This is a genomic window from Leucobacter sp. UCD-THU (assembly GCF_000349545.1).
Taxonomy (GTDB): Bacteria; Actinomycetota; Actinomycetes; order Actinomycetales; family Microbacteriaceae; genus Leucobacter; species Leucobacter muris.
Genome location: NZ_KB714599.1, coordinates 182,024 through 200,441, shown reverse-complemented (window position 1 = coordinate 200,441; position 18,418 = coordinate 182,024). Strand labels below are relative to the sequence as shown.

15 protein-coding genes and 3 tRNA genes are annotated in these 18,418 nt (G+C 71.4%); 6 read left to right on the top strand and 12 right to left on the bottom strand.

Annotation, left to right across the window (positions count from 1 at the left end; translation table 11 throughout):
- Positions 1 to 391: 391 nt before the first annotated feature.
- From H490_RS18470 to H490_RS18435, 8 genes are all read right to left on the bottom strand, one after another.
- A tRNA-Phe gene (locus H490_RS18470) sits at positions 392 to 464 on the bottom strand.
- A 64-nt stretch (positions 465 to 528) separates the two neighbouring features.
- Positions 529 to 605 (bottom strand) — tRNA-Asp (locus H490_RS18465).
- A 30-nt stretch (positions 606 to 635) separates the two neighbouring features.
- A tRNA-Glu gene (locus tag H490_RS18460) sits at positions 636 to 708 on the bottom strand.
- A 184-nt stretch (positions 709 to 892) separates the two neighbouring features.
- Complete coding sequence (locus tag H490_RS18455; protein ID WP_017882884.1) at positions 893 to 1,177, bottom strand: hypothetical protein; 285 nt, start codon at positions 1,175 to 1,177, stop codon at positions 893 to 895.
- A 28-nt stretch (positions 1,178 to 1,205) separates the two neighbouring features.
- A complete protein-coding gene (locus tag H490_RS18450; protein ID WP_017882883.1) occupies positions 1,206 to 2,600 on the bottom strand; it encodes a M18 family aminopeptidase in 1,395 nt (464 codons plus the stop codon).
- Positions 2,593 to 4,173 (bottom strand): leucyl aminopeptidase family protein, encoded by a 1,581-nt coding sequence (locus H490_RS18445; protein WP_017882882.1) that lies wholly within the window; start codon positions 4,171 to 4,173, stop codon positions 2,593 to 2,595. The genes H490_RS18450 and H490_RS18445 overlap by 8 nt, the downstream gene beginning before the upstream one ends.
- A 193-nt stretch (positions 4,174 to 4,366) precedes the next feature.
- A complete protein-coding gene (locus H490_RS18440; protein WP_017882881.1) occupies positions 4,367 to 5,755 on the bottom strand; it encodes an ABC transporter permease in 1,389 nt (462 codons plus the stop codon).
- Positions 5,752 to 6,537 (bottom strand): ABC transporter ATP-binding protein, encoded by a 786-nt coding sequence (locus tag H490_RS18435; protein ID WP_031289590.1) that lies wholly within the window; start codon positions 6,535 to 6,537, stop codon positions 5,752 to 5,754. The genes H490_RS18440 and H490_RS18435 overlap by 4 nt, the downstream gene beginning before the upstream one ends.
- A 176-nt stretch (positions 6,538 to 6,713) precedes the next feature.
- Between H490_RS18435 and H490_RS18430 the strand changes: the two genes are divergently transcribed.
- Both H490_RS18430 and H490_RS18425 read left to right on the top strand, forming a co-directional pair.
- Positions 6,714 to 7,763, top strand: coding sequence for an LLM class flavin-dependent oxidoreductase (locus tag H490_RS18430; protein ID WP_031289588.1), 1,050 nt, complete (start codon positions 6,714 to 6,716; stop codon positions 7,761 to 7,763).
- A gap of 106 nt (positions 7,764 to 7,869) precedes the next feature.
- Complete coding sequence (locus tag H490_RS18425) at positions 7,870 to 8,334, top strand: GNAT family N-acetyltransferase (protein WP_031289586.1); 465 nt, start codon at positions 7,870 to 7,872, stop codon at positions 8,332 to 8,334.
- Positions 8,335 to 8,624: 290 nt separating this feature from the next.
- Here H490_RS18425 and H490_RS18420 read toward each other — a convergent pair whose 3' ends face one another.
- Positions 8,625 to 9,113 (bottom strand): ASCH domain-containing protein, encoded by a 489-nt coding sequence (locus H490_RS18420; RefSeq protein WP_031289584.1) that lies wholly within the window; start codon positions 9,111 to 9,113, stop codon positions 8,625 to 8,627.
- Between the two features lie 62 nt (positions 9,114 to 9,175).
- Positions 9,176 to 9,670 (bottom strand): SRPBCC family protein, encoded by a 495-nt coding sequence (locus H490_RS18415; protein WP_017882876.1) that lies wholly within the window; start codon positions 9,668 to 9,670, stop codon positions 9,176 to 9,178.
- Between the two features lie 734 nt (positions 9,671 to 10,404).
- Here H490_RS18415 and H490_RS30955 point away from each other — a divergent pair.
- From H490_RS30955 to H490_RS18400, 4 genes are all read left to right on the top strand, one after another.
- Entirely contained in the window at positions 10,405 to 12,684 is a 2,280-nt protein-coding gene (locus H490_RS30955; RefSeq protein ID WP_193743371.1) for an ATP-binding cassette domain-containing protein, read from the top strand.
- Between the two features lie 229 nt (positions 12,685 to 12,913).
- Positions 12,914 to 13,645: a VIT1/CCC1 transporter family protein gene (locus tag H490_RS18410; RefSeq protein WP_017882874.1), complete on the top strand. Its 732-nt coding sequence runs from the start codon at positions 12,914 to 12,916 to the stop codon at positions 13,643 to 13,645.
- A 186-nt stretch (positions 13,646 to 13,831) separates the two neighbouring features.
- Complete coding sequence (locus H490_RS18405; protein WP_017882873.1) at positions 13,832 to 14,170, top strand: MGMT family protein; 339 nt, start codon at positions 13,832 to 13,834, stop codon at positions 14,168 to 14,170.
- On the top strand, positions 14,167 to 15,021 hold the full coding sequence (locus H490_RS18400) for a LysR substrate-binding domain-containing protein (protein WP_017882872.1): 855 nt from the start codon (positions 14,167 to 14,169) through the stop codon (positions 15,019 to 15,021). Before H490_RS18405 ends, H490_RS18400 begins: the two co-directional genes overlap by 4 nt.
- A gap of 158 nt (positions 15,022 to 15,179) precedes the next feature.
- Here the strand turns inward: H490_RS18400 and H490_RS18395 are convergent, their stop codons facing one another.
- Positions 15,180 to 16,070, bottom strand: a complete 891-nt coding sequence (locus H490_RS18395; protein ID WP_017882871.1) for a neutral zinc metallopeptidase — start codon at positions 16,068 to 16,070, stop codon at positions 15,180 to 15,182.
- An 84-nt stretch (positions 16,071 to 16,154) separates the two neighbouring features.
- A complete protein-coding gene (locus H490_RS18390) occupies positions 16,155 to 18,224 on the bottom strand; it encodes an acyl-CoA dehydrogenase (RefSeq protein ID WP_017882870.1) in 2,070 nt (689 codons plus the stop codon).
- Positions 18,225 to 18,418: the final 194 nt, after the last annotated feature.

Sequence of the window (18,418 nt, the reverse complement as noted above, 5' to 3'; positions counted from 1 at the left end):
ACTACTGAGCGTGTAAGAAGTATGCCGCTCGAGATTCGTGAAGCGACGGAGCCACGCGTTCCCACACCGGGCCCTGCTGCCCGCGAGCTGGTACGACGAGGGCAAACCCAGGTGGCCCCTCGCCGAGGGGTCAGCCTTCTGGATCGCTGCCATCACCTCGAGCGTCACGGACGACGAGACCGGCGAGTCGCGACTGACCTACGGCATGGTCACCCGGGAGTTCCCGCCGACCGCTCCAACACCTCAAAGACGACCATGTTTCCATGCTTGAGCCGCAGGGAGTCAGCGATCTGCCGAACCCGCGAGAACCGCGGAATTATGCGGAAGAATAAAAGAACCCCCGCAAGTAGAAGCCTTGCGAGGGTTCAGTAGCGGTGTAATAGCCGCTACGTGGCTCCGACCGGCATCGATCCGGTGACCTTTCGATTTTCAGTCGAACGCTCTACCAACTGAGCTACAGAGCCAGGCAATCACTTTCATGGCGACCGCCAGAGACGAAGAAACCCTTCCGTAGAAGGGTTCTTCGACTGGCGACCCTGACGGGACTTGAACCCGCGACCTCCGCCGTGACAGGGCGGCGCGCTAACCAACTGCGCCACAGGGCCATGGTGTATTCAATTGTATTCGGTGTTTAGTGACCCCAACGGGATTCGAACCCGTGCTGCCGCCGTGAAAGGGCGGTGTCCTAGGCCGCTAAACGATGGGGCCGAAGCGATTTCTCGCTTGCTACCGAGATATGATCTTATGCGGAGAAACGGGTGCAGTGCAAATCGGGTTCGAGAACTGCGCATCCCTGGCGTGTCGCGCCCGCTGTTCCCCGCGGGGAGCCACTGACACCGGCCCGCGATTCCGAGGAAAACGCCGCGCCGACGCCCAATGCTTCAGTCGCGCCTCAGCCGCCGAGCGCGCGCTGCACCCGATTCAGCGAGATGTTCTCGTGCAGCATGACTCCCGAGCTGGTGCGCTGTTCGAAGTGGTAGCCCATCTTGCCGCGCGACAGCATGCCGATGAGGTAGGGCTCGGTCGCGTTCCACATGATCCACGTCGGCTGCCCCGCCGCGTTCGTTCCGAGGTAGGTGATCTCGATGTCGCGCTCCCCGATACGCTGCACGCTGGGCATCAGCGCGTTGTGCGAGAGGGCGACGCCGGTGTGTCCCGTCTGCTGCATCTCACTCATAGCACGATCCTAGCGAACGTGGCCCGGATTATGACAGGGTTGTGAAAAACGCGCCAGTCGCCCGGGCGAGACCGTGAAGGTCGTCGACGTGGGCGAGTTCGCGCGCCGAGTGCATCGACAGCAGCGGCACGCCGACGTCGGCGGTGCGGATGCCGAGGCGCGTCGCGGTGAGTGGCCCGATCGTGGAACCGCACGGCGACGTGTTGTTCGACACGAACTCCTGCGTCTGCACGCCGGCGGCCTCGCACACGCGCAGCCACAGGGCGGCGCCGTGGGCGTCGCTCGCGTAGCGCTGGTTGGCGTTCACCTTGAGCATCGGCCCCTGGCCGGCGAGCGGCTGCACTCGCGGGTCGTGCTTCTCGGGGTAGTTCGGGTGCACCGAGTGCCCGGCGTCGGCCGACAGGCACCAGGATCGGGCGAACGCGCGAGCGGAGTCTTCGACCGTCGCCTCGAGGCCCGCGCGGATGCGAGCCAGCACCTCCTCGAGGAACGGTCCGGAGGCGCCCGAGCGGGTCTCGGACCCGAGCTCTTCGTGGTCGAACGCGGCCAGCACCGAGATGGTGCCGGGGGCCGGCTCGGAGGCGAGCAGGGCGACGAGTCCCGCGACCGTCGAGCTGAGGTTGTCGAGGCGAGGCGAGGCGTACAGCTCGCCGTGCACGCCGATACGGGCGGGAGGCTGGGTGTCGTGCAGGCGCACGTCGGTTCCGGCGATCTCGTCGGCCGCGACGCCGGCCGCATCGGCCAGCAGCGCGAGCGCCGAGGGAGCGCCCGCTTCCGAGTCCGGATCGGAGCCCGCCCCAGAGCCCGCAGCGGGCACGAGCCCGATCACGGGCTGCGTGTGGCGCTGCCGGTCGAGCGTGAGGCCGGAGTTCGCCTCGCGGTCGAGGTGGATCGCGAGCTGCGGGATGCGGGCCACCACCCCGGTGCGCACGAGGCGCTCGGTGCCGTCGCGGGTGACGATGCGACCGGCCAACTCGAGGTCGCGGTCGAGCCACGAATTGAGCAGCGGCCCGCCGTAGACCTCGACGCCCACCTGGCTCCAACCGTGCGCGGTGAAGTCGGGGCGCGGCTTGACCGTGAAGCCGGGCGAATCGGTGTGGCAGCCGAGCACCCGCACGGGGCTGTCGGCCGACACCTTCTTGCCGACGCGCCACGCGATCAGCGCGCCGTCGCGGCGCACGAAACCCCGCGATCCGTCGATGACCGCCTGCCACGCCTCGGTCTCGTCGTGGGCGCTGAAGTCGGCGGCCTCGAGTGCTTTCTGGAGCGCTGCGGCGGCGTGGTACGACGACGGCGCTTCGGCGATGAACTCTGAGAGGTAGTCGATGTAGGCGTCGCGATCCTTGAGCAGGTGCTGCGGGGCGCGCGCCGAGCGCCCGCCCCGGCGGGCGCGCCGAGACGCCGAGGGAGTCGACTCACTCATCGTCGGCGTCCGCCTCATCGATGTCGGTCTCGGGTGCGTCGACCTCTCCGGCGGGCTTCACGAAGCCGGCGGCGAACTCGGCGAGGAGTCGAGCTCCGAAGCCGGTCGAGCCGACCGAGCGCCACAGGTCGTCGCTCTCGGCCTGCATGGTGCCGGCGATGTCGAGGTGCCCCCACGGCAGCCCGTCGACGAACTCGTTGAGGAAGAGCGCGGCGAGGATCACGCCGGCGTACTGGCCGCCGATGTTCGAGAGGTCGGCGACGTTCGACTTGAGCTGGTCGCGGTAGCGGTGATCGAGCGGGAACCGCCAGATGTTCTCATCGGTGGCATCGGCGGCCGCCTGCAGCTGCTCGGCGACGGAGTCGTTATTGGCGAGCATCGCAGCGGTGCGGGTGCCGAGCGCCATCATCGCGGCGCCCGTGAGGGTGGCGATGTCGACGATCGCGTCGGGCCGGCGCTCTTCCTCGGTGGCGAGCACAAGGCCGTCGGCCATGACCAGGCGCCCCTCGGCGTCGGTGTTCTTCACCTCGACGGTCTTGCCGCCGCGGATCGTGAGCACGTCGCCGAGCTTGGTCGCGCTGCCCGAGGGCATGTTGTCGGTGCACATGAGCCAGCCGGTGACCGCGGTGGTGGTGCCGAGGTCGCGCAGGGCGGTCATCGACGCGAACACCGCGGCCGCGCCCATCATGTCGAACTTCATGGCCGCGTGCATCGCGTTCGACGGCTTCAGGCTGATGCCGCCCGAGTCGTACATGATGCCCTTGCCGATGAGCGCGAGATGGCCCTCGGCGTCGGCGAGCGCGGCGCCCTCGGGGCGGTACGAGACCTTGATCATGCGCGGCTCCTCGACGCTGCCCGCGTTGACGCCGAGCAGGCCGCCCGTGCCGAGCTGCATGAGCGCCTCTCGGTCGAAGACCTCGACCTCGAGACCGAACTCGGGCGCGAGCAGCTCGACGACCTCGGCGAACTTGACCGCGCTGAGGTGGCGGGGCGGGGTGTTGGCCAGGTCGCGCGAGAGCGCGGCGGTGCGGGCGAGGATCAGCCCCCGCTCGACCCCGTACTCGGCGGCCTCGGCGTGCTGCTCGCCGATCTGCAGCATGAGCTCTTCGAGCGCGACCGTCTTCGGGTCGCTCTTCAGAGCGTCGTAGCGGTATCGGGCGAGCACTGCACCCTCGATCGCGGCCTGCACGGCCACCTCGGCGTCCCAGTCGCCCGAGGCCAGCAGCGCGGTGAGATCGACCCCGATCCGGGCCTCCTCGCGCGCCGCGCGCGTGAAGGCCGCGACGGCGTCGCGCAGGCGCGCGTCACTGTCGATGCCCGCCTTGCCGGTGCCGACGAGCACCCGCAGCGGGGTGCCCGGCAGCAGCAGCGTCTGGTTCTCCGCGCCGGTGAAGCCGGCTGCGGCGAGCGCGTCGCGGCCGATCTCGGCGATGCTCTCGGGCAGCTCGCCCTCGGCGGGCACGAAGACCGCGAGAGCGCCGGGGTCGACCGGCGGCTGCGACGAGACGCTCACGCTCGTGGCGCGGGCGAGAGAGGGGACGGGATCGAATGCGGGATCAATCACAACGGTCATGGCTTCAGCCTAGTCGCGGCCGCCGACATTCTTCCGAGACGTTCGCGGGCGGCGTTGGCCGCTTCAGCGGGATCGTCACGGCCTGCCTCGAGCCGGGGTCGCTTCTGGCCGCGTCGGGGGCCGACGCGCAGCCAGAAGCAGCCCCGATTCGCTCATGAGAGCGCGCAGCAGAACGGTGCGAGACGCGCAGCGCTCACTGCGCAGCGAGGGCGGCGATGGGAGACACCCGGATCGCGCGCCGGGCCGGTGCCGCCGCCGCGATGAGGGCGAGCGCGATCCCGCACACCACGATGCCGCCGATGATCGGCCACGGGATGGCCGGCGCCATGAGCCCCGTCTGGAACCCCAGCAGCGTCTGCGCCGCGGTCCATCCGTAGAACACTCCGAGCACGAGCCCGAAGACGAGGGCGGTGAGCGTCATCTGGGCGCTCTCGGCCAGCACCATGCGGCGCACCTGCGCCCCGGTGAACCCGAGCGCGCGCAGCAGGCCCAGCTCGCGGGCGCGCTGCAGCACGCTCAGCGAGAGCGTGTTGACCAGGCCGACGGCGGCGATGACTCCCGAGAAGCCGACGAGGCCCGTGAACACGCCGGTGGTGACGGCGAGGGTGGCCGTGAAGTCGGCCGCGAGGCGCGGGTCGCTCGCGAAGGCCTGCAGCGTCATCGTCTCATAGCTCGCGAGCGCCACCGCGAACATCGTGATGAGGGTCACGCCGATCACGAGGCCGATCGTGGAGCGGGCGCTGCGCTCCGGGAAGCGCACGGCGTTCGCCGCCGCCAACCGCCCCGACGGTCCGTTGCCCAGCGCCCGGCCCGAGATCCGCAGCAGCGGGGGCATCACGAAGTGGGCGCCGAGGGCGATGCCGGTGAACGAGAAGAGCCCGCCCATGAACGCGATGAAGAGCGCGAGCGGCGTCATGAGGCCGAGCACGATCCCGATCGCCAGCAGCGCGACCCCGATGATGAGCAGGATGACCGCCCACACCGTGCGCGCCGGGCGTCGTCCCGCGCGGTCGGCGGGCAGCTCGACGGCGGCCCCGGTCGCGGCGATCGGCGAGACGCGGCCCACGCGCCGCGATCCCGACCACGCCGCCACCCAGGTCGTGAGCGCGACGATCGCGACCGCGACGAGTGTCAGCGGATCGAACAGCGGATAGTCCCGACCCGCGGGAAGCCAGCCCGCGTCCGGCCCCCACGTCACCGCGGCGGCGCACAGCGCCTCGGCGATCCCGAACCCGAGCACCGCGCCGAGCAGCCCCATCGCGAGCCCCTCCCCCGCGACCCGCGCGCGCACCCGCGCCGCGCTCGCGCCGATCAGCCGCAGCAGCGCGATCGTGCGGGTGCGGCCCGCGATGATGGTCGAGAAGGTGTTGGCGGTGACGATCGCCCCGACGTAGAGCGCGATCAGGATGAAGATGAGCGCCACCATCATCAGCACCACGCGGAAGGTGCCGCCCGCCTCGATCACGGCCGGGTCGATGGCGGCGGTGAGGATCCCGGTGAACAGGATCAGCGTCACCGCGAACAGCGACGACAGCGCAGAGACGACGATGGTGGAGGCGTGCTCCCGGATCACGGCGATCATGCCGCGGCCCCGGATCCGGCGACGGCCACCGACTCGAGGTTCAGCATGGTCTCCGAGATCTGCTCGGCGGTCATCGCTTCGCGATCCGAGACGATGCGCCCGTCGGCGAGGAACAGAATGCGGTCGGCGTGGCTCGCCGCGATGGGGTCGTGGGTGACCATCGCGATGGTCTGGCCCGCGGTGCGGGTGGCGGATCGCAGCAGGCCGAGCACCTCGCGCCCGGTGCGGGAGTCGAGCGCGCCCGTGGGCTCGTCGGCGAAGATCACATCCGGCTGCGTGGCGAGGGCCCGCGCGATCGCGACGCGCTGCTGCTGGCCGCCCGACAGTTCGTGCGGGCGGTGCTTGAGGCGGTTCGCGAGGCCGAGCGTCTCGACGAGTGAACCGATGCGGTGCTGCTCCTCGGCGTTCGGGCGGCGCCCGTCGAGCTCGAACGGCAGCCGCAGGTTGCCCATGACGTCGAGCGTGGGCACGAGGTTGAACGACTGGAACACGAAGCCGATCCGGCGCCTGCGCAGCTTCGTGAGCGCGGCGTCGCCGAGGTTCGTGATCTCGTCGTCGCCCAGCCAGACGCGCCCCTCGCTGGGGCTGTCGAGGCCGGCCATGACGTGCATCAGCGTCGACTTGCCCGATCCCGAGGGTCCCATGATCGCGGTGAACTGGCCGCGCCTGATGCCGATCGAGACGTCGTCCAGGGCGGTGACCCGCTGCGGTCCCTCGCCGTAGTGCTTGCCGAGGTGGGCGACGCGCGCCACCAGTCCCATATCGCTCGAGTGAATCTCCATGCTTCGACGCTAGATTCGGCGCCCGGCGCGCGCGTCAGCCCTGGGTACCGCGGGGGTCGTCCCGCGGTACCGGCTTCGCGGCGCGCCCGTCGCGCGGGGGATTCGTGTCGCCAGGCGGGGCGGCGATCGATTTACATGCACGGGAATACAATTCGGGATCGGGTGTTGCACCCCGCATGAGAGCTTTCGGATTCCTGTCATTCGGGCACTACGGGCCGGTGCCCGGTTCGCGCGTTCGCACCGCGGGCGACATGCTGCACCAGACGATCGAGCTGGCCGAGGGGGCCGACGAGATCGGCGTGAACGGCGCCTACGTGCGCGTGCACCACTTCGCGCGGCAGGCGGCTTCGCCGATCCCGCTGCTCACCGCGATGGCCGCCCGCACCCGCCGCATCGAGGTGGGCACCGGCGTGATCGACATGCGCTACGAGAACCCCCTGTACTTCGCCGAGGAGGCGGCCGCGCTCGACCTCATCTCGGACGGCCGGATCGCGCTCGGCGTGAGCCGGGGATCCCCCGAGACCGCCCTGCGCGGCTACGAGGCCTTCGGGTACACGGGATCCGAGGATCCGCGCGGCGCCGACATCGCCCGAGACAAGTTCGAGCTGTTCCTGCGCGCGATCGACGGCGACGGCGTCGTCGACAGCGACCCGCAGATGGCGCCCCCCGGCAGGCTCGCGGTCGAACCGAGGTCGCCCGGGCTGCGCGACCGCATCTGGTGGGGTGCGGGATCGCGGGACTCCGCCGAGTGGGTGGGCCGGCAGGGCCTCAACCTCATGAGCTCGACGCTGCTCACCGAGGCGACGGGGCAGCCGTTCCACGAGCTGCAGCGGGAGCAGATCGAGCGCTTCCGCGCGGCGTACCGCGAGGCCGGGCACACCGGATCGCCGCGCGTCTCGGTGAGCCGCAGCGTGTTCCCGCTGGTGAGCGAGCAGGACGAGATGTTCTTCGGCGTGCGGGGCCGCGACGGGCAGGATCAGGTCGGGATCATCGACGGCATCCGGTCCACGTTCGGCAAGACCTACGCCGACACCCCGGATCGCCTGATCGACCAGCTGCTCGCCGACGAGGCGGTGATGGCGGCCGACACGCTCATGCTCACGATCCCGAACCAGCTCGGCGTGGAATACAACCTGCACGTGCTGCAGGCCTTCGCCGAGCACGTGGCGCCCGCGCTCGGCTGGAAGCCGAACACGGAGGGGCCGGTTCAGGGAGACGCGGTCTGAGCTCACCCCCTCTCACCCCGCGACGGTGGTGGTGTGGAGCGCTGACGCAGCCTCCAGGCGAGGCTGCGGAGTACGCAGACGGTCACGCGGGTCATAGAATCGGCCCATGCGAGAAGGAGCCGCTCAGTTGAACATCCGAGCCGGCCGCGGCCCGGAGGAGTACGAAGCACTCATTGAAATCTGGCGCAGCGCGGTCCGCGCCACCCACGATTTCCTGGACGAATCCGACTTCGCTCGAATCGAATCCCATCTTGCATCGGACTACTTTCCCGCCGTGACGCTCACTGTCGCCGAGAAGAACGGGCGACGCATCGGGTTCGCGGGAGTGCGTGACGGCGCCCTGGAGATGTTGTTCGTCTCCGATGCAGTCCGTGGCGAGGGCGTCGGCTCGGCGCTTCTCGCCGAAGTCATCGAGAACCAGGCAGTCTCGAAAGTGGATGTGAACGAGCAGAACAGCGGAGCTCTCGGCTTCTACCTCAGTCGGGGCTTCGCGCAGATCGGCCGTAGCGAGCTCGATGGGGATGGCCGACCGTACCCGACCATTCACATGGCGCTTCAGACCGCACCCTGAACAGATGAGGAGTCCGGGATCGAATCACTGTGCTGCTCCGATCCCGAACCGGCTCGGCGCGGCGTACAACCTGCGCGTGCTGCAGGCCTTCGCCGAGCACGCGGCGCCCCCGCCCGGCTGGCAGCCGCACACGGGGCCAGTTCGGGGAGACGCGGTGTGAACTCTCGCCGAGCGGCGGGTTTCGCATGCGCCGCTGAGCAGATGGGTGCGAAATCCGCCGCTCGGTCGATCCCCGCCAGGTCTCACCGAGCTCGGAGGCCTGCCCGCACGCACCGAGATCAGCGGCTGTGTCAGGGGCGAGCGGTCGAGGCCGCTCGCCCCTCGGCGTACCTCAACTTCAGCCGCTCGCAGACGATCGGCATGCGGGACTCGAACCCCCTCGGACTCGCGGAGTAGGCGCGCCAGTAGTGCTCGTGCACCTCGCGCCACTGCGCGAGGCTGCGGTCGCCCTCCCCCTCCGCGAAGGCGTGCGACTCGGACACCTCGTCGAACGCGACGACCTCGACCGCGGTCGTCTCGAGCAGCGCGCGCGGCACTCCGCGACCGTCGAGGATGATGCTCAGCTCGCCGACGCCGGGCACCGGATCGCCCGTGTGCTCGAGGTCCCAGAGCGACGAGGCCGTCGCGGTCTTCGTGCCCTCGAGCACGAGAGCCAGCAGACCATCGGCGTGATCCGGTGTCGCGCCGAACGCCCAGGCCTCGGGCACCGCCTCAGGCAGGCCCGGAAGCGCGGTGCGGACCTCGGCCCAGAACTCTTCAACGGTCGGGGATGCGCTCATCCCGGTCAGCATACTCGGCGACGCAGGCCCCAGCGCCGCGAGCGTGCGCCACGGCGCCCCCGCTAGGGGCGCATCGCGAGGTAGGCCTCGCGCATCGCCGGGTAGTAGCTGTCGAAGCTGGGGCGCTCGGTGCCCTCGGTGGCGGCGACGAGCAGGTCGAGGTAGTACTCCCAGCCCGGCCCGATCTCGCCGACCTCGTCGGTGGTGTCGAGGTGGTGCACGAGCGTGAGCAGCGAGTCGTCGCCGTCGCCCTCGACGAGCAGCTCCAGGTGCCAGCCGCCGACCTCGTCCTCGGCTTTGAGCACGAGCCGCTCGAAGGGGTCGCACGCGAGGATGCGCACGCCGATCGCCGGTTCGTGATCCTCGAACCGCATGCGCACGCGCACCGCGCCTCCGGCGCGCCCGTCGCCCTCCCAGGGCCCGAACCACTGCTCGGTGAGCTCCGAGTCGGTGAGGTAGGCCCAGGTCTCCTCGACGGGCAGCGCGAGCGAGCGCACGAGCGCGAGATCCGCGCCCCGCCCCGTCGGTTCGATCCGTCCGCTGGTGTCCATCGTCATGCCGCTCTCCCGTCGCCGTGCAGGTCTCCAGCGTACGCCGCCCCGGGCCGGAGGGCGCGCGCTGCGCCCGGGCCGATGGGCGCGCAGCGACCCGGGCGCTCCTGCTCGGCCGGTCACGCGTTCGGGCCCTTCGGCTCCGCATCGGTCGCCCCGCCGTCCGCGCACCGCCCGCGCACCGGTCGTGTGCGGTTCGCGCCCCGCCCGCACCGTCCGTGCGCCGTCCGCGCACCGATCGAGCTTCATGCACCTCGATCCGGGCGGATCCGGTGCGTGAAGCTCGATCGGTGCGGCTGGGTCGCTGCGATGCCGAGGGCCCAGGGGTCGGGAGGCCGGGAGGCCCGGGGCCGGTTCGTCGCGGCGACCGGATCGCGGCGTCCCGGATCCCGGCAGTGGCCCGGATCCCGGTGACCCGGGCCCCGGCGCCGAGCCGGGTCTCGGCGGACCGCCCCGAACCCGCACTTGCGCACCCGCACCCTGTCTGGCGTACACTCGGGGGCGTGAAGAACTAACGCAGCCTCAATCCCCGTTCCGGTTCCGCTGCGCGCTGAGCGCGCCAGGGTCGATGCCACGGGATGCTGCGTGATCACCTCGGGCCCGCCGCGCCGCGCGCGGCTGCAGCGCCCGCCCGCGCGATCCGAGCCGCCATACGCGCGCCTCACGACGCGGGATCGGCGACCCGTCTCACGCGCACCCCGGCCACCCTGCGGAGCACCCGATTCCGAGAGGCGGCCACCATGCCCGCATCGAACACCACCCCAGACCTCGCAGCCGCGACCCGTGCGGCGTCCCGCTCCGCATCCGACGGCGCGGGGTCGGCGCCCGGCACCGCGCACCTGATCGTCGACGGTGTCTCCCGCTCCTACGGCGACCGCCGCGTACTCAGCGATATCTCGTTCACCGCGAAACCGGGCGATCGCATCGGCCTGATCGGTGAGAACGGCACCGGCAAGTCGACCCTGCTGCGCATCATCGCGGCGGCGGGAGGATCGGCGGGAGGCCCGGCAGGAGACACAGCGGCAGGCCGGGCAAGCTCCGAAGACCCTCCGGCACGCACCGCGGGAGGCCCGGCTGACGATCCCGGATCGCGCCCCGACTCCGGAACCGTCGCGCTGCCGGGCTCGGTCGGCCTGCTCGCCCAGCAGCTGCCCTACCCCGACGAGACGCCGCTCGGCTCGGTGCTCGACGACGCCCAGCGCACCGCGCTCGACGCGCTCGAGCGCATCGAGCGGCTCGGGGAGCGCTTCGCCTCCCACCCCGACGACCCCGAGGTCGCCGACGCCTACGCTCTCGCGCTCGAGGACGCCGAGCGCACGAGCGCCTGGTCGACCGCGGCTCGCCGGGGCGAGATCCTCTTCGGGCTCGGGCTCGGCGGCATCGCCGAGGGCCGCCCGATCGGCGAGCTGTCGGGCGGGCAGCGGCTGCGCCTGGCGCTCGCGGCACTGCTGCTCACCGCGCCGCAGACCCTGCTGCTCGACGAGCCGTCGAACCACCTCGACGACGCCTCGGCCGCCTACCTCGAGCGGGTGCTCGCCGGCTGGCCCGGCATCGTGATCGTCGCGAGCCACGACCGCGCGCTGCTCGACGCGGTGAGCACGCGCATCCTCGATCTCGACGCGCTGCCCCTTCCCGCACAGGTGCTCGCGGACGCGGAACCGGTGGCGAGCGCCGGACGGGTCGGGGCGGCGGGACTCGCCGCGCACTCGCCAGACGGGGTTGCGATCGCGGGAGAGGCGAGCGCAGCGGAGACGCACGGGGCGGAGCGCGCAGTCGAGGGCTCCGGCGCCTCGGGGTCGGGATTCGGCGCGGCCGCATCCGGCATCGGCTCGGGCTCCGGGTCCCGCACGGGATCGGGATCCGGCACCGGCTCCCGATCCGGGTCCGCACCGAGCTCCCGTCCCCTCTCGGCGCCCGGGCCGCACGATTCCCTCCCGGCGGGTCCCGTGACCGACGACCCGGGCTCGGGTTTCGGCGTGCGGCTCTGGGGAGTCGGCTACTCGGCGGCACGCGCCGCGCGGCAGGCGGAGATGGAGCGCTGGCGCGCCCGCTACGCCGCCGAGACGGCCGAGCGCGAGGCGCTGATCCACGAGATCGAGGTCGGATCGCGCGAGGTGAACCGCAAGCACGAGTCGAAGTCGGAGGCGAAGATCACGCGCAAGTTCTACGCCGACAAAGACGCTCGCGTCACCGCCCGACGCGCCCGCAACGCGCGCGTGCGCCTCGACGTGCTCGAACGGGAGCGGGTGCGACGCCAGCCCGAGCCGCTGCGCTTCGCCGGGTTCGGGGCGGCGGCTCCCCGGGAACGCGGTGTACCGCACGGACAGGGTCTCGCACCGCGCGGCAGTTCATCGCCGGGTGACGGGCGGGCGGGAGGCGCGGTGGCGGAGCTCGATCCGACCCGATCCGCCAACGCTCGCGGCGAAGCTTCACCGTCCGCACTCATCCGCGCGGACCGGATCGCCCTCGCCGGGCGGCTGCGGCCGACCTCCTTCGAACTGCCGACCGGGGGCCGGCTCATGCTCACGGGGCCGAACGGCTCGGGCAAGTCGACGCTGCTCGCGATCCTCGCCCACCGCCTCGACCCCGATCGCGGCGAGCTCGAGATCGCGTCGCACGCGCGCGTCGGCTACCTGCCGCAGGAGGTCGAGTTCGAGCACGCGGACCGCTCGGCGGAGCGCGTCTACCGCGACGCGGTCGGCGTCGACACCGCCGACGCGCTGCCGCTGCACGAGACCGGCCTGCTGGCGAGGCGCGACGTCGGCCGGCCCGTCGGCACGCTCAGCGTGGGCCAGCGCAGACGGCTCGCCCTCGCGGCGCTCGTCGCCGATCCGCCCGACGTGCTGCTGCTCGACGAGCCCACGAACCACCTCTCCCTCACTCTCGTCGAGGAGCTCGAGACGGCGCTGCGCGAGTTCACCGCGGGCCCCGCGGCGAGCACCGGGCTCGTGATCGCGACGCACGATCGCTGGCTGCGCTCGCGCTGGGAGGGCGAGGTGCTGGATCTCGCCGGCGAGTGAGCCGGGAACCGCGGTCGGGCGCGCGGGCGCGCGCCGGTGCATCGACGGAACGCGTACCCGAGGGATCGAGTTCGTCTGGGCGAACTCGATCCCTCGGGTATTCGACCTTGGATCAGGGCTTCTCCCTCTCGTCGCAACCTTGCTACGGTTGCTGCGGTCGCGCCGAATCCAGCGCCGCTCAGGTCGCGCCGCACCCGGCGCGCACCCTCCCCACGACCCCGAGGTGTTCATGAACGACGGACCCATCGACATCGCCAACCCGCACGACTACGATCACACGCACTCGTCGTCGGCGGGGTCGGGCTGGCTGCGCGCATCGGTGTTCGGCGCGATGGACGGGTTGGTGTCGAACATCGGCCTCATCTCGGGCATCGCCGCGGCGGGCGCGAGCCCGGGGATCATCGCGATCACGGGCGTCTCCGGTCTCATCTCGGGCGCGATCTCGATGGCGCTCGGCGAGTACACCTCGGTGCGCACCCAGAACGAGCAGCTGGCGGTCGAGGTGCAGACCGAACGCGACGCGCTCGACCGCAACCCGGTCGGCGAGCAGGCCGAGCTCACGGTGATGTTCGAGCACCTGGGCATGTCGCCGCAGACCGCGAGCGACGCGGCCACGCAGGTGCACGCGAACAGCGAGCAGGCGCTGAAGGTGCATCTCGCGCACGAGCTCGGGCTGAGCCCCGACGACCGCCCCTCGCCGCTCGTGGCGGCCGGGTCTTCGTTCGCCGCGTTCAGCGTGGGCGCGATCATCCCGGTGCTGCCGTTCCTGTTCGGTTTCGGCACGCTCTGGTGGGGGCTCGTCTTCGGCGGCGCGGGCCTGCTGGCGGCCGGTTTCACCGCCGCCCGATTCACCGACCGCAACCCGTTCTCGGGCGCGCTTCGGCAGCTGGTGTTCGGCGGCATCGCCGTCGCGGCGACGTATCTCATCGGCACGCTGCTCGGGGTCTCCTCGCTCGGATAGCGGCCGGGGACCCCGGCCCCGCCCCGCCCCGCCCTGCCCCGAGTTCCTCCCCCATCGAGACGGCCGATTCGTATCGACCCGGCACGGAATTCGCGCGAATCGCAGGCCGACTCGATACGAATCGGCCGACTCGATGAGCTGCGAAGCACGGCGCCCCCGGTCGCCTCGAGCGCGTACCCTGGTGCCATGCCCAGTGCGGAGTTCGTCGAAGCCGTGCTCGACGTGGTCGAGCGCATCCCCGCCGGCCGCGTGATGACCTACGGCGATGTGGGGATCGCGATCGGCTCGGAAGCGCCGCGCGCCGTCGGTCGTGTGATGGCCCTGTACGGGCACGCGGTGCCGTGGTGGCGGGTGGTGCCCGCCAGCGGGCTGCCGCCCCAGGGGCACGCCCGGCTCGCCCACCCGCACTACGTCGAGGAGGGCACACCGCTCAGGCACGTCGAGTCTCCGGAGCGCTACCGCATCGCGCTCTCCACGGCACGGCTCCCGTACACGCACGAGATCTACGCGAAAATAGCGCTGTGAACGACGCCGAACTTCCCTCAGCCCCCGCCGACGACACGGGCGCGCTGCGCCTGGGCTTCACTCGGGGCACCGCTCCCAGCAAGTGGGCGAAGCGCTGGGAGCGGGCCAGCGGCGACCCCCTCGAACTGGTGCCCGTCGAGACGGCCTTCGGTCGGAAGGCCGAGGCGCAAGGGGTCGACGTGATGCTCGAGCGCACGCGCGCGGGCCAGCGCCCCGAGGGCTCGTCGGAGCCCGACCGCAGCCGCCACGCGATGCTGCTCTACACGGAGGCCGTGGCGCTCGTGGTGCCCGCCGACCACGAACTCGCCGAAAGCTCCGAGATCTCGGTGGGCGACCTCGAGCTGGTGCCGCTGCTCGACCACCCCGATCACTTCCCCCAGTGGCCCGCCGCGCGGTCGTGGGAGGACCCTTCCTGGATGCCGACCGGTGTGAAGGCCGCCCTCGAACTCGTCGCGACCGGCGCCGGCGCGATCCTGCTCCCCCTTCCCCTCGCCCGGCACCTGAGCGACAAGCGCGCCCATGCCGTGCTGCCGGTGACCGGAGAGCCCGAGCTCGCGGGCAGCGGGATCTGGGCGAGCTGGGACGTGGATCGCGACGCTGCCGATGTGCAGCAGCTCGTGGGCATCATGCGCGGCCGCACGGCCCGCAGCTCCCGGCCCGCGGCCGCAGCTGCCGATGGCCGGACGGGCGCCGACGGCACGAAGCCCGCGAAGCAGGCGCGCCCGAAACCGGCGGCGAAGAAGGCGGGCCCCAAACCGGGCTCGCGCGGCGCGCAGCTCGCGGCGGCGAAGGAGAAGGCCGAGCGCGCGAAGGCGCTGCGCCGAGCGGAGAAGAAGCGCAAGCGCCGCTGAGCACGATGCGACTCGCCGGGCGGGACCATCCGCTCGGGCCGGGCGAGCCGGGACGGGCTGTCGGTTCTCGATGGCCCGCCGAGCATGTCCGTGCGGAGCCGGGCAGGCCGGTGCGCAGCCGGGCGAGCCCTGCACAGCGTGCGGCGCGCCCGTCCGGCCTACAGCTCCGAAGCGGGCACGTCGAAGGTACCGCACGCGCCGGGGCCGCTGCGGTAGCCCTCCTGGAACCAGCGCTGGCGCTGCTCGGATGTGCCGTGCGTGAACCGCTCGGGGTTCACCGGGGCGCCGGCCGACTCCATGATGTGGTCGTCGCCCACGGCGGCCGCAGCGCTCATGGCATCGGCGATCTGCTGCTGCGTGACGGGCTGCAGGAAGGACACACCCGCGTCGTCGGTGACGGTGGACGCATTCTTCACCCAGGCGCCCGCGAAGCAATCGGCCTGCAGCTCGAGGCGCACCGACCCCGACGCGGGCCCGGATTCGCGGCCCGTCTGCTGCAGCGTGCCGATGAGGTTCGAGATGTGGTGGCCCCACTCGTGGGCGAGCACGTACATCTGGGCGAGCGACCCGTCCGACGCGCCGTAGTCGCTGCTCAGCGTGTCGAAGAAGGCGACGTCGAGATAGATCGACTCGTCGGAAGGGCAGTAGAACGGGCCCGTCGCAGACGAAGCGGCGCCGCACGCCGACTGGGTCTGGCCGTCGTAGAGCACCACTTCCGCGGGTGCACGGTAGCCGTCGACCTCGCCCGTCCAGAAGCGATCGAGGGAGTCGGCCGTGGCCGCCATGCGGCACTCGGCGTCTTCGTTCGCGTCGGCGCCGGTCTCGCAGCCGGGCAGCGCCTCGGAGCGCTCGCCCGAGAGGGAGCTGCCGCTGATCAGCTGGTCGACCACGGGCGCGAACGGCAGCAGGTTCACGCCGAACAGCTGCGAACCGAGCGCGAGCAGCAGCGCGACCCCCACACCGCCGCCCGCGATCAGGCCGCCTCGCCGCGCGCCGCTGCGCTTCGACACTCGTCCGGTATCGATGCGAGCGTTGTCGTTGAAGGTCATGCCCCACCTGCCCTGTGAACGGAACCGATCTGCCGTGCCTCCAACTCTATGCCGCGGGGCGGGCGTTCACGAGCCCGCGCGCTGCTAGTCGGCCTTCTTCTTCGCGCGGTAGAGATCCTTCTCATGCATCGGCCAGGTGCCAGCCGCGCGCTGCGCTTCGACGTAGGCGTGGGCCTCCTCCTGGCGCTCGGCCTCGATGCCCGTGGCGATCTCGGCGCGCAGCAGCTCGGGGCTGAGACCGAAGGCCTCGACGAGGTCGAGGGCGTGCGGGCGCAGCCGACCGATGAGGCGGTCGATGTAGGCGGTGACGGCTTCGGCGCGCTGGCCCGAGATGCGGCCGTTCACGAGGTACCAGGAGGCGTTGCTCTCGATGAGTCCGAAGCCGAAGAGATCGCGCAGCCAGGTCAGCACCTGACGGGAGCCCTCGTCGTCGATCTGCTCGACCGCCTCGGTGAAGGCCTCCCACTGCAGCAACTCGGCGTGGGCGCGGGCGGCCGCGATGAGCTTGTGCTGCTGCGCGTTGAAGGCGTCTTCGGCGGCGATGGCACGGGCGCGCTTGTCGTCCTTCGGCGTGTTCTTGGTGGCCTCGCGCAGCGCCATCGCGATCTCGGAGATCATGGTCTGCACGCGGTCGGCGAGCAGCTCCCGCTGCGCCTCGGGGCTGCGCAGGCTCTCGACCGATCGCGCCATCTGGCCGAGGTCGAAGATGCTCTGCCCCACCTGGCGCAGGCCGAAGCGGCTGACCCGCCCGCCCAGCTGGCTCGCGGCCGCCTTGATGAGAGCGGCCCGGTCGGCGCCCTTGAACTGCTCGGCGTAGTCGGTGAGCAGGCGCTTGCCGACGAGCTGCAGCAGCACGTTGTTGTCACCCTCGAAGGTCACGTAGATGTCGAGGTCGGCGCGCAGCCCGGTCACGCGATTCTTGGCCATGAAGCCGGCGCCGCCGCAGGCCTCGCGCACCTCCTGCAGCGTGTCGAGCGCGGCCCAGGTGGAGAGGGGCTTCAGCGCCGCGGCCAGGGTCTCGAGGTCCTCGCGGTTCTCGGGGGTGTCTCGTGCACCCGAGAACACCTCGTCGAAGACGGTGAGCAGCCGTTCGTCGGCGAAAGCCATGGCGTAGCTCTGGGCCAGCCGCGGCAGGAGCCTCCGCTGGTGCAGGCCGTAGTCGAGCAGCACGGTCTCGCGGCCGGAGGCCCCGGGGAACTGGCGCCGCTCGCTGCCGTAGCGGATGGCGATCGCGAGCGCGGCCTGCATCGCCCGCACCGAGGACCCGTCGAGGGAAACGCGACCCTGCACGAGCGTGCCGATCATGGTGAAGAAGCGGCGGCCGGGGCTCTCGATCGCCGAGGAGTAGGTGCCGTCGGCGGCGACGTCGCCGTAGCGGTTGAGCAGGTTCTCACGGGGGATGCGCACGTGGTCGAAATGCAGGCGCCCGTTGTCGATGCCGTTGAGGCCGCCCTTCACCCCGTCGTCTTCGCTGCCCACGCCGGGCAGCATCTCGCCGTCGGGCGTGCGGATCGGCACGAAGAAGGCGTGCACGCCGTGATTGACGCCGCGCGTGATGAGCTGCGCGAAGACGACCGCGGCCTGCCCGTGCAGCGCCGCGTTGCCGAGGAACTCCTTCCACGCGCCCGTGAAGGGCGTGTGGATCTCGAACTCCTCGGTCTCGGGATCGTAGGTGGCCGTGGTGCCGATGGAGGCGACGTCGGAGCCGTGCCCGATCTCGGTCATGGCGAACGCGCCGGGCAGTTTGAGGCTCATCACGTCGGGCAACCACCGCTCGTGGTGCTTGCGGGTGCCGAGGTGCAGGATCGCCGCGCCGAAGAGCCCCCACTGCACGCCGCTCTTGATCTGCAGCGACGGGTCGGCGAGCACCAGCTCTTGGAACGCCGCGATGTTGCCGCCGTGGTTGTCGCTGCCGCCGAGATCGGTCGGGTAGGCGCGCTGGATCGCGCCCTCCTCGACCAGGATGCCGAGCTGTTCGAGCACGCGCTCGCGGTGCTCGGCCATGGGCTGGCCGGGGATCGTGTGCAGGCGGGGGTCTTCGGCGAGCCGGCGCGACTCGAGCCGTTCCTTCTTCCAGCGGCCGAGCAGGGCGTCGCCGACCCGCTCGATGTCGATGCGGGCGCTGGTGGACTGCGGCGTGATGGTGACGCTCATCGATGCTCCTTCGACGTGATGCGCGGATGCGCGGCGCCGTGCGCCCGCGATCCGCTGACCTGCTGCCAGGCTAGGGGGCACCACCGACAGCGACAACCGGCCGCCGCGCTCCCCACAATCGGAGCCGCGGCCGACCCCGCACATCGTTGTGCGGTCTCTCCAAAAACAGGGTTCTGTTCCTGGAGATCATCTCC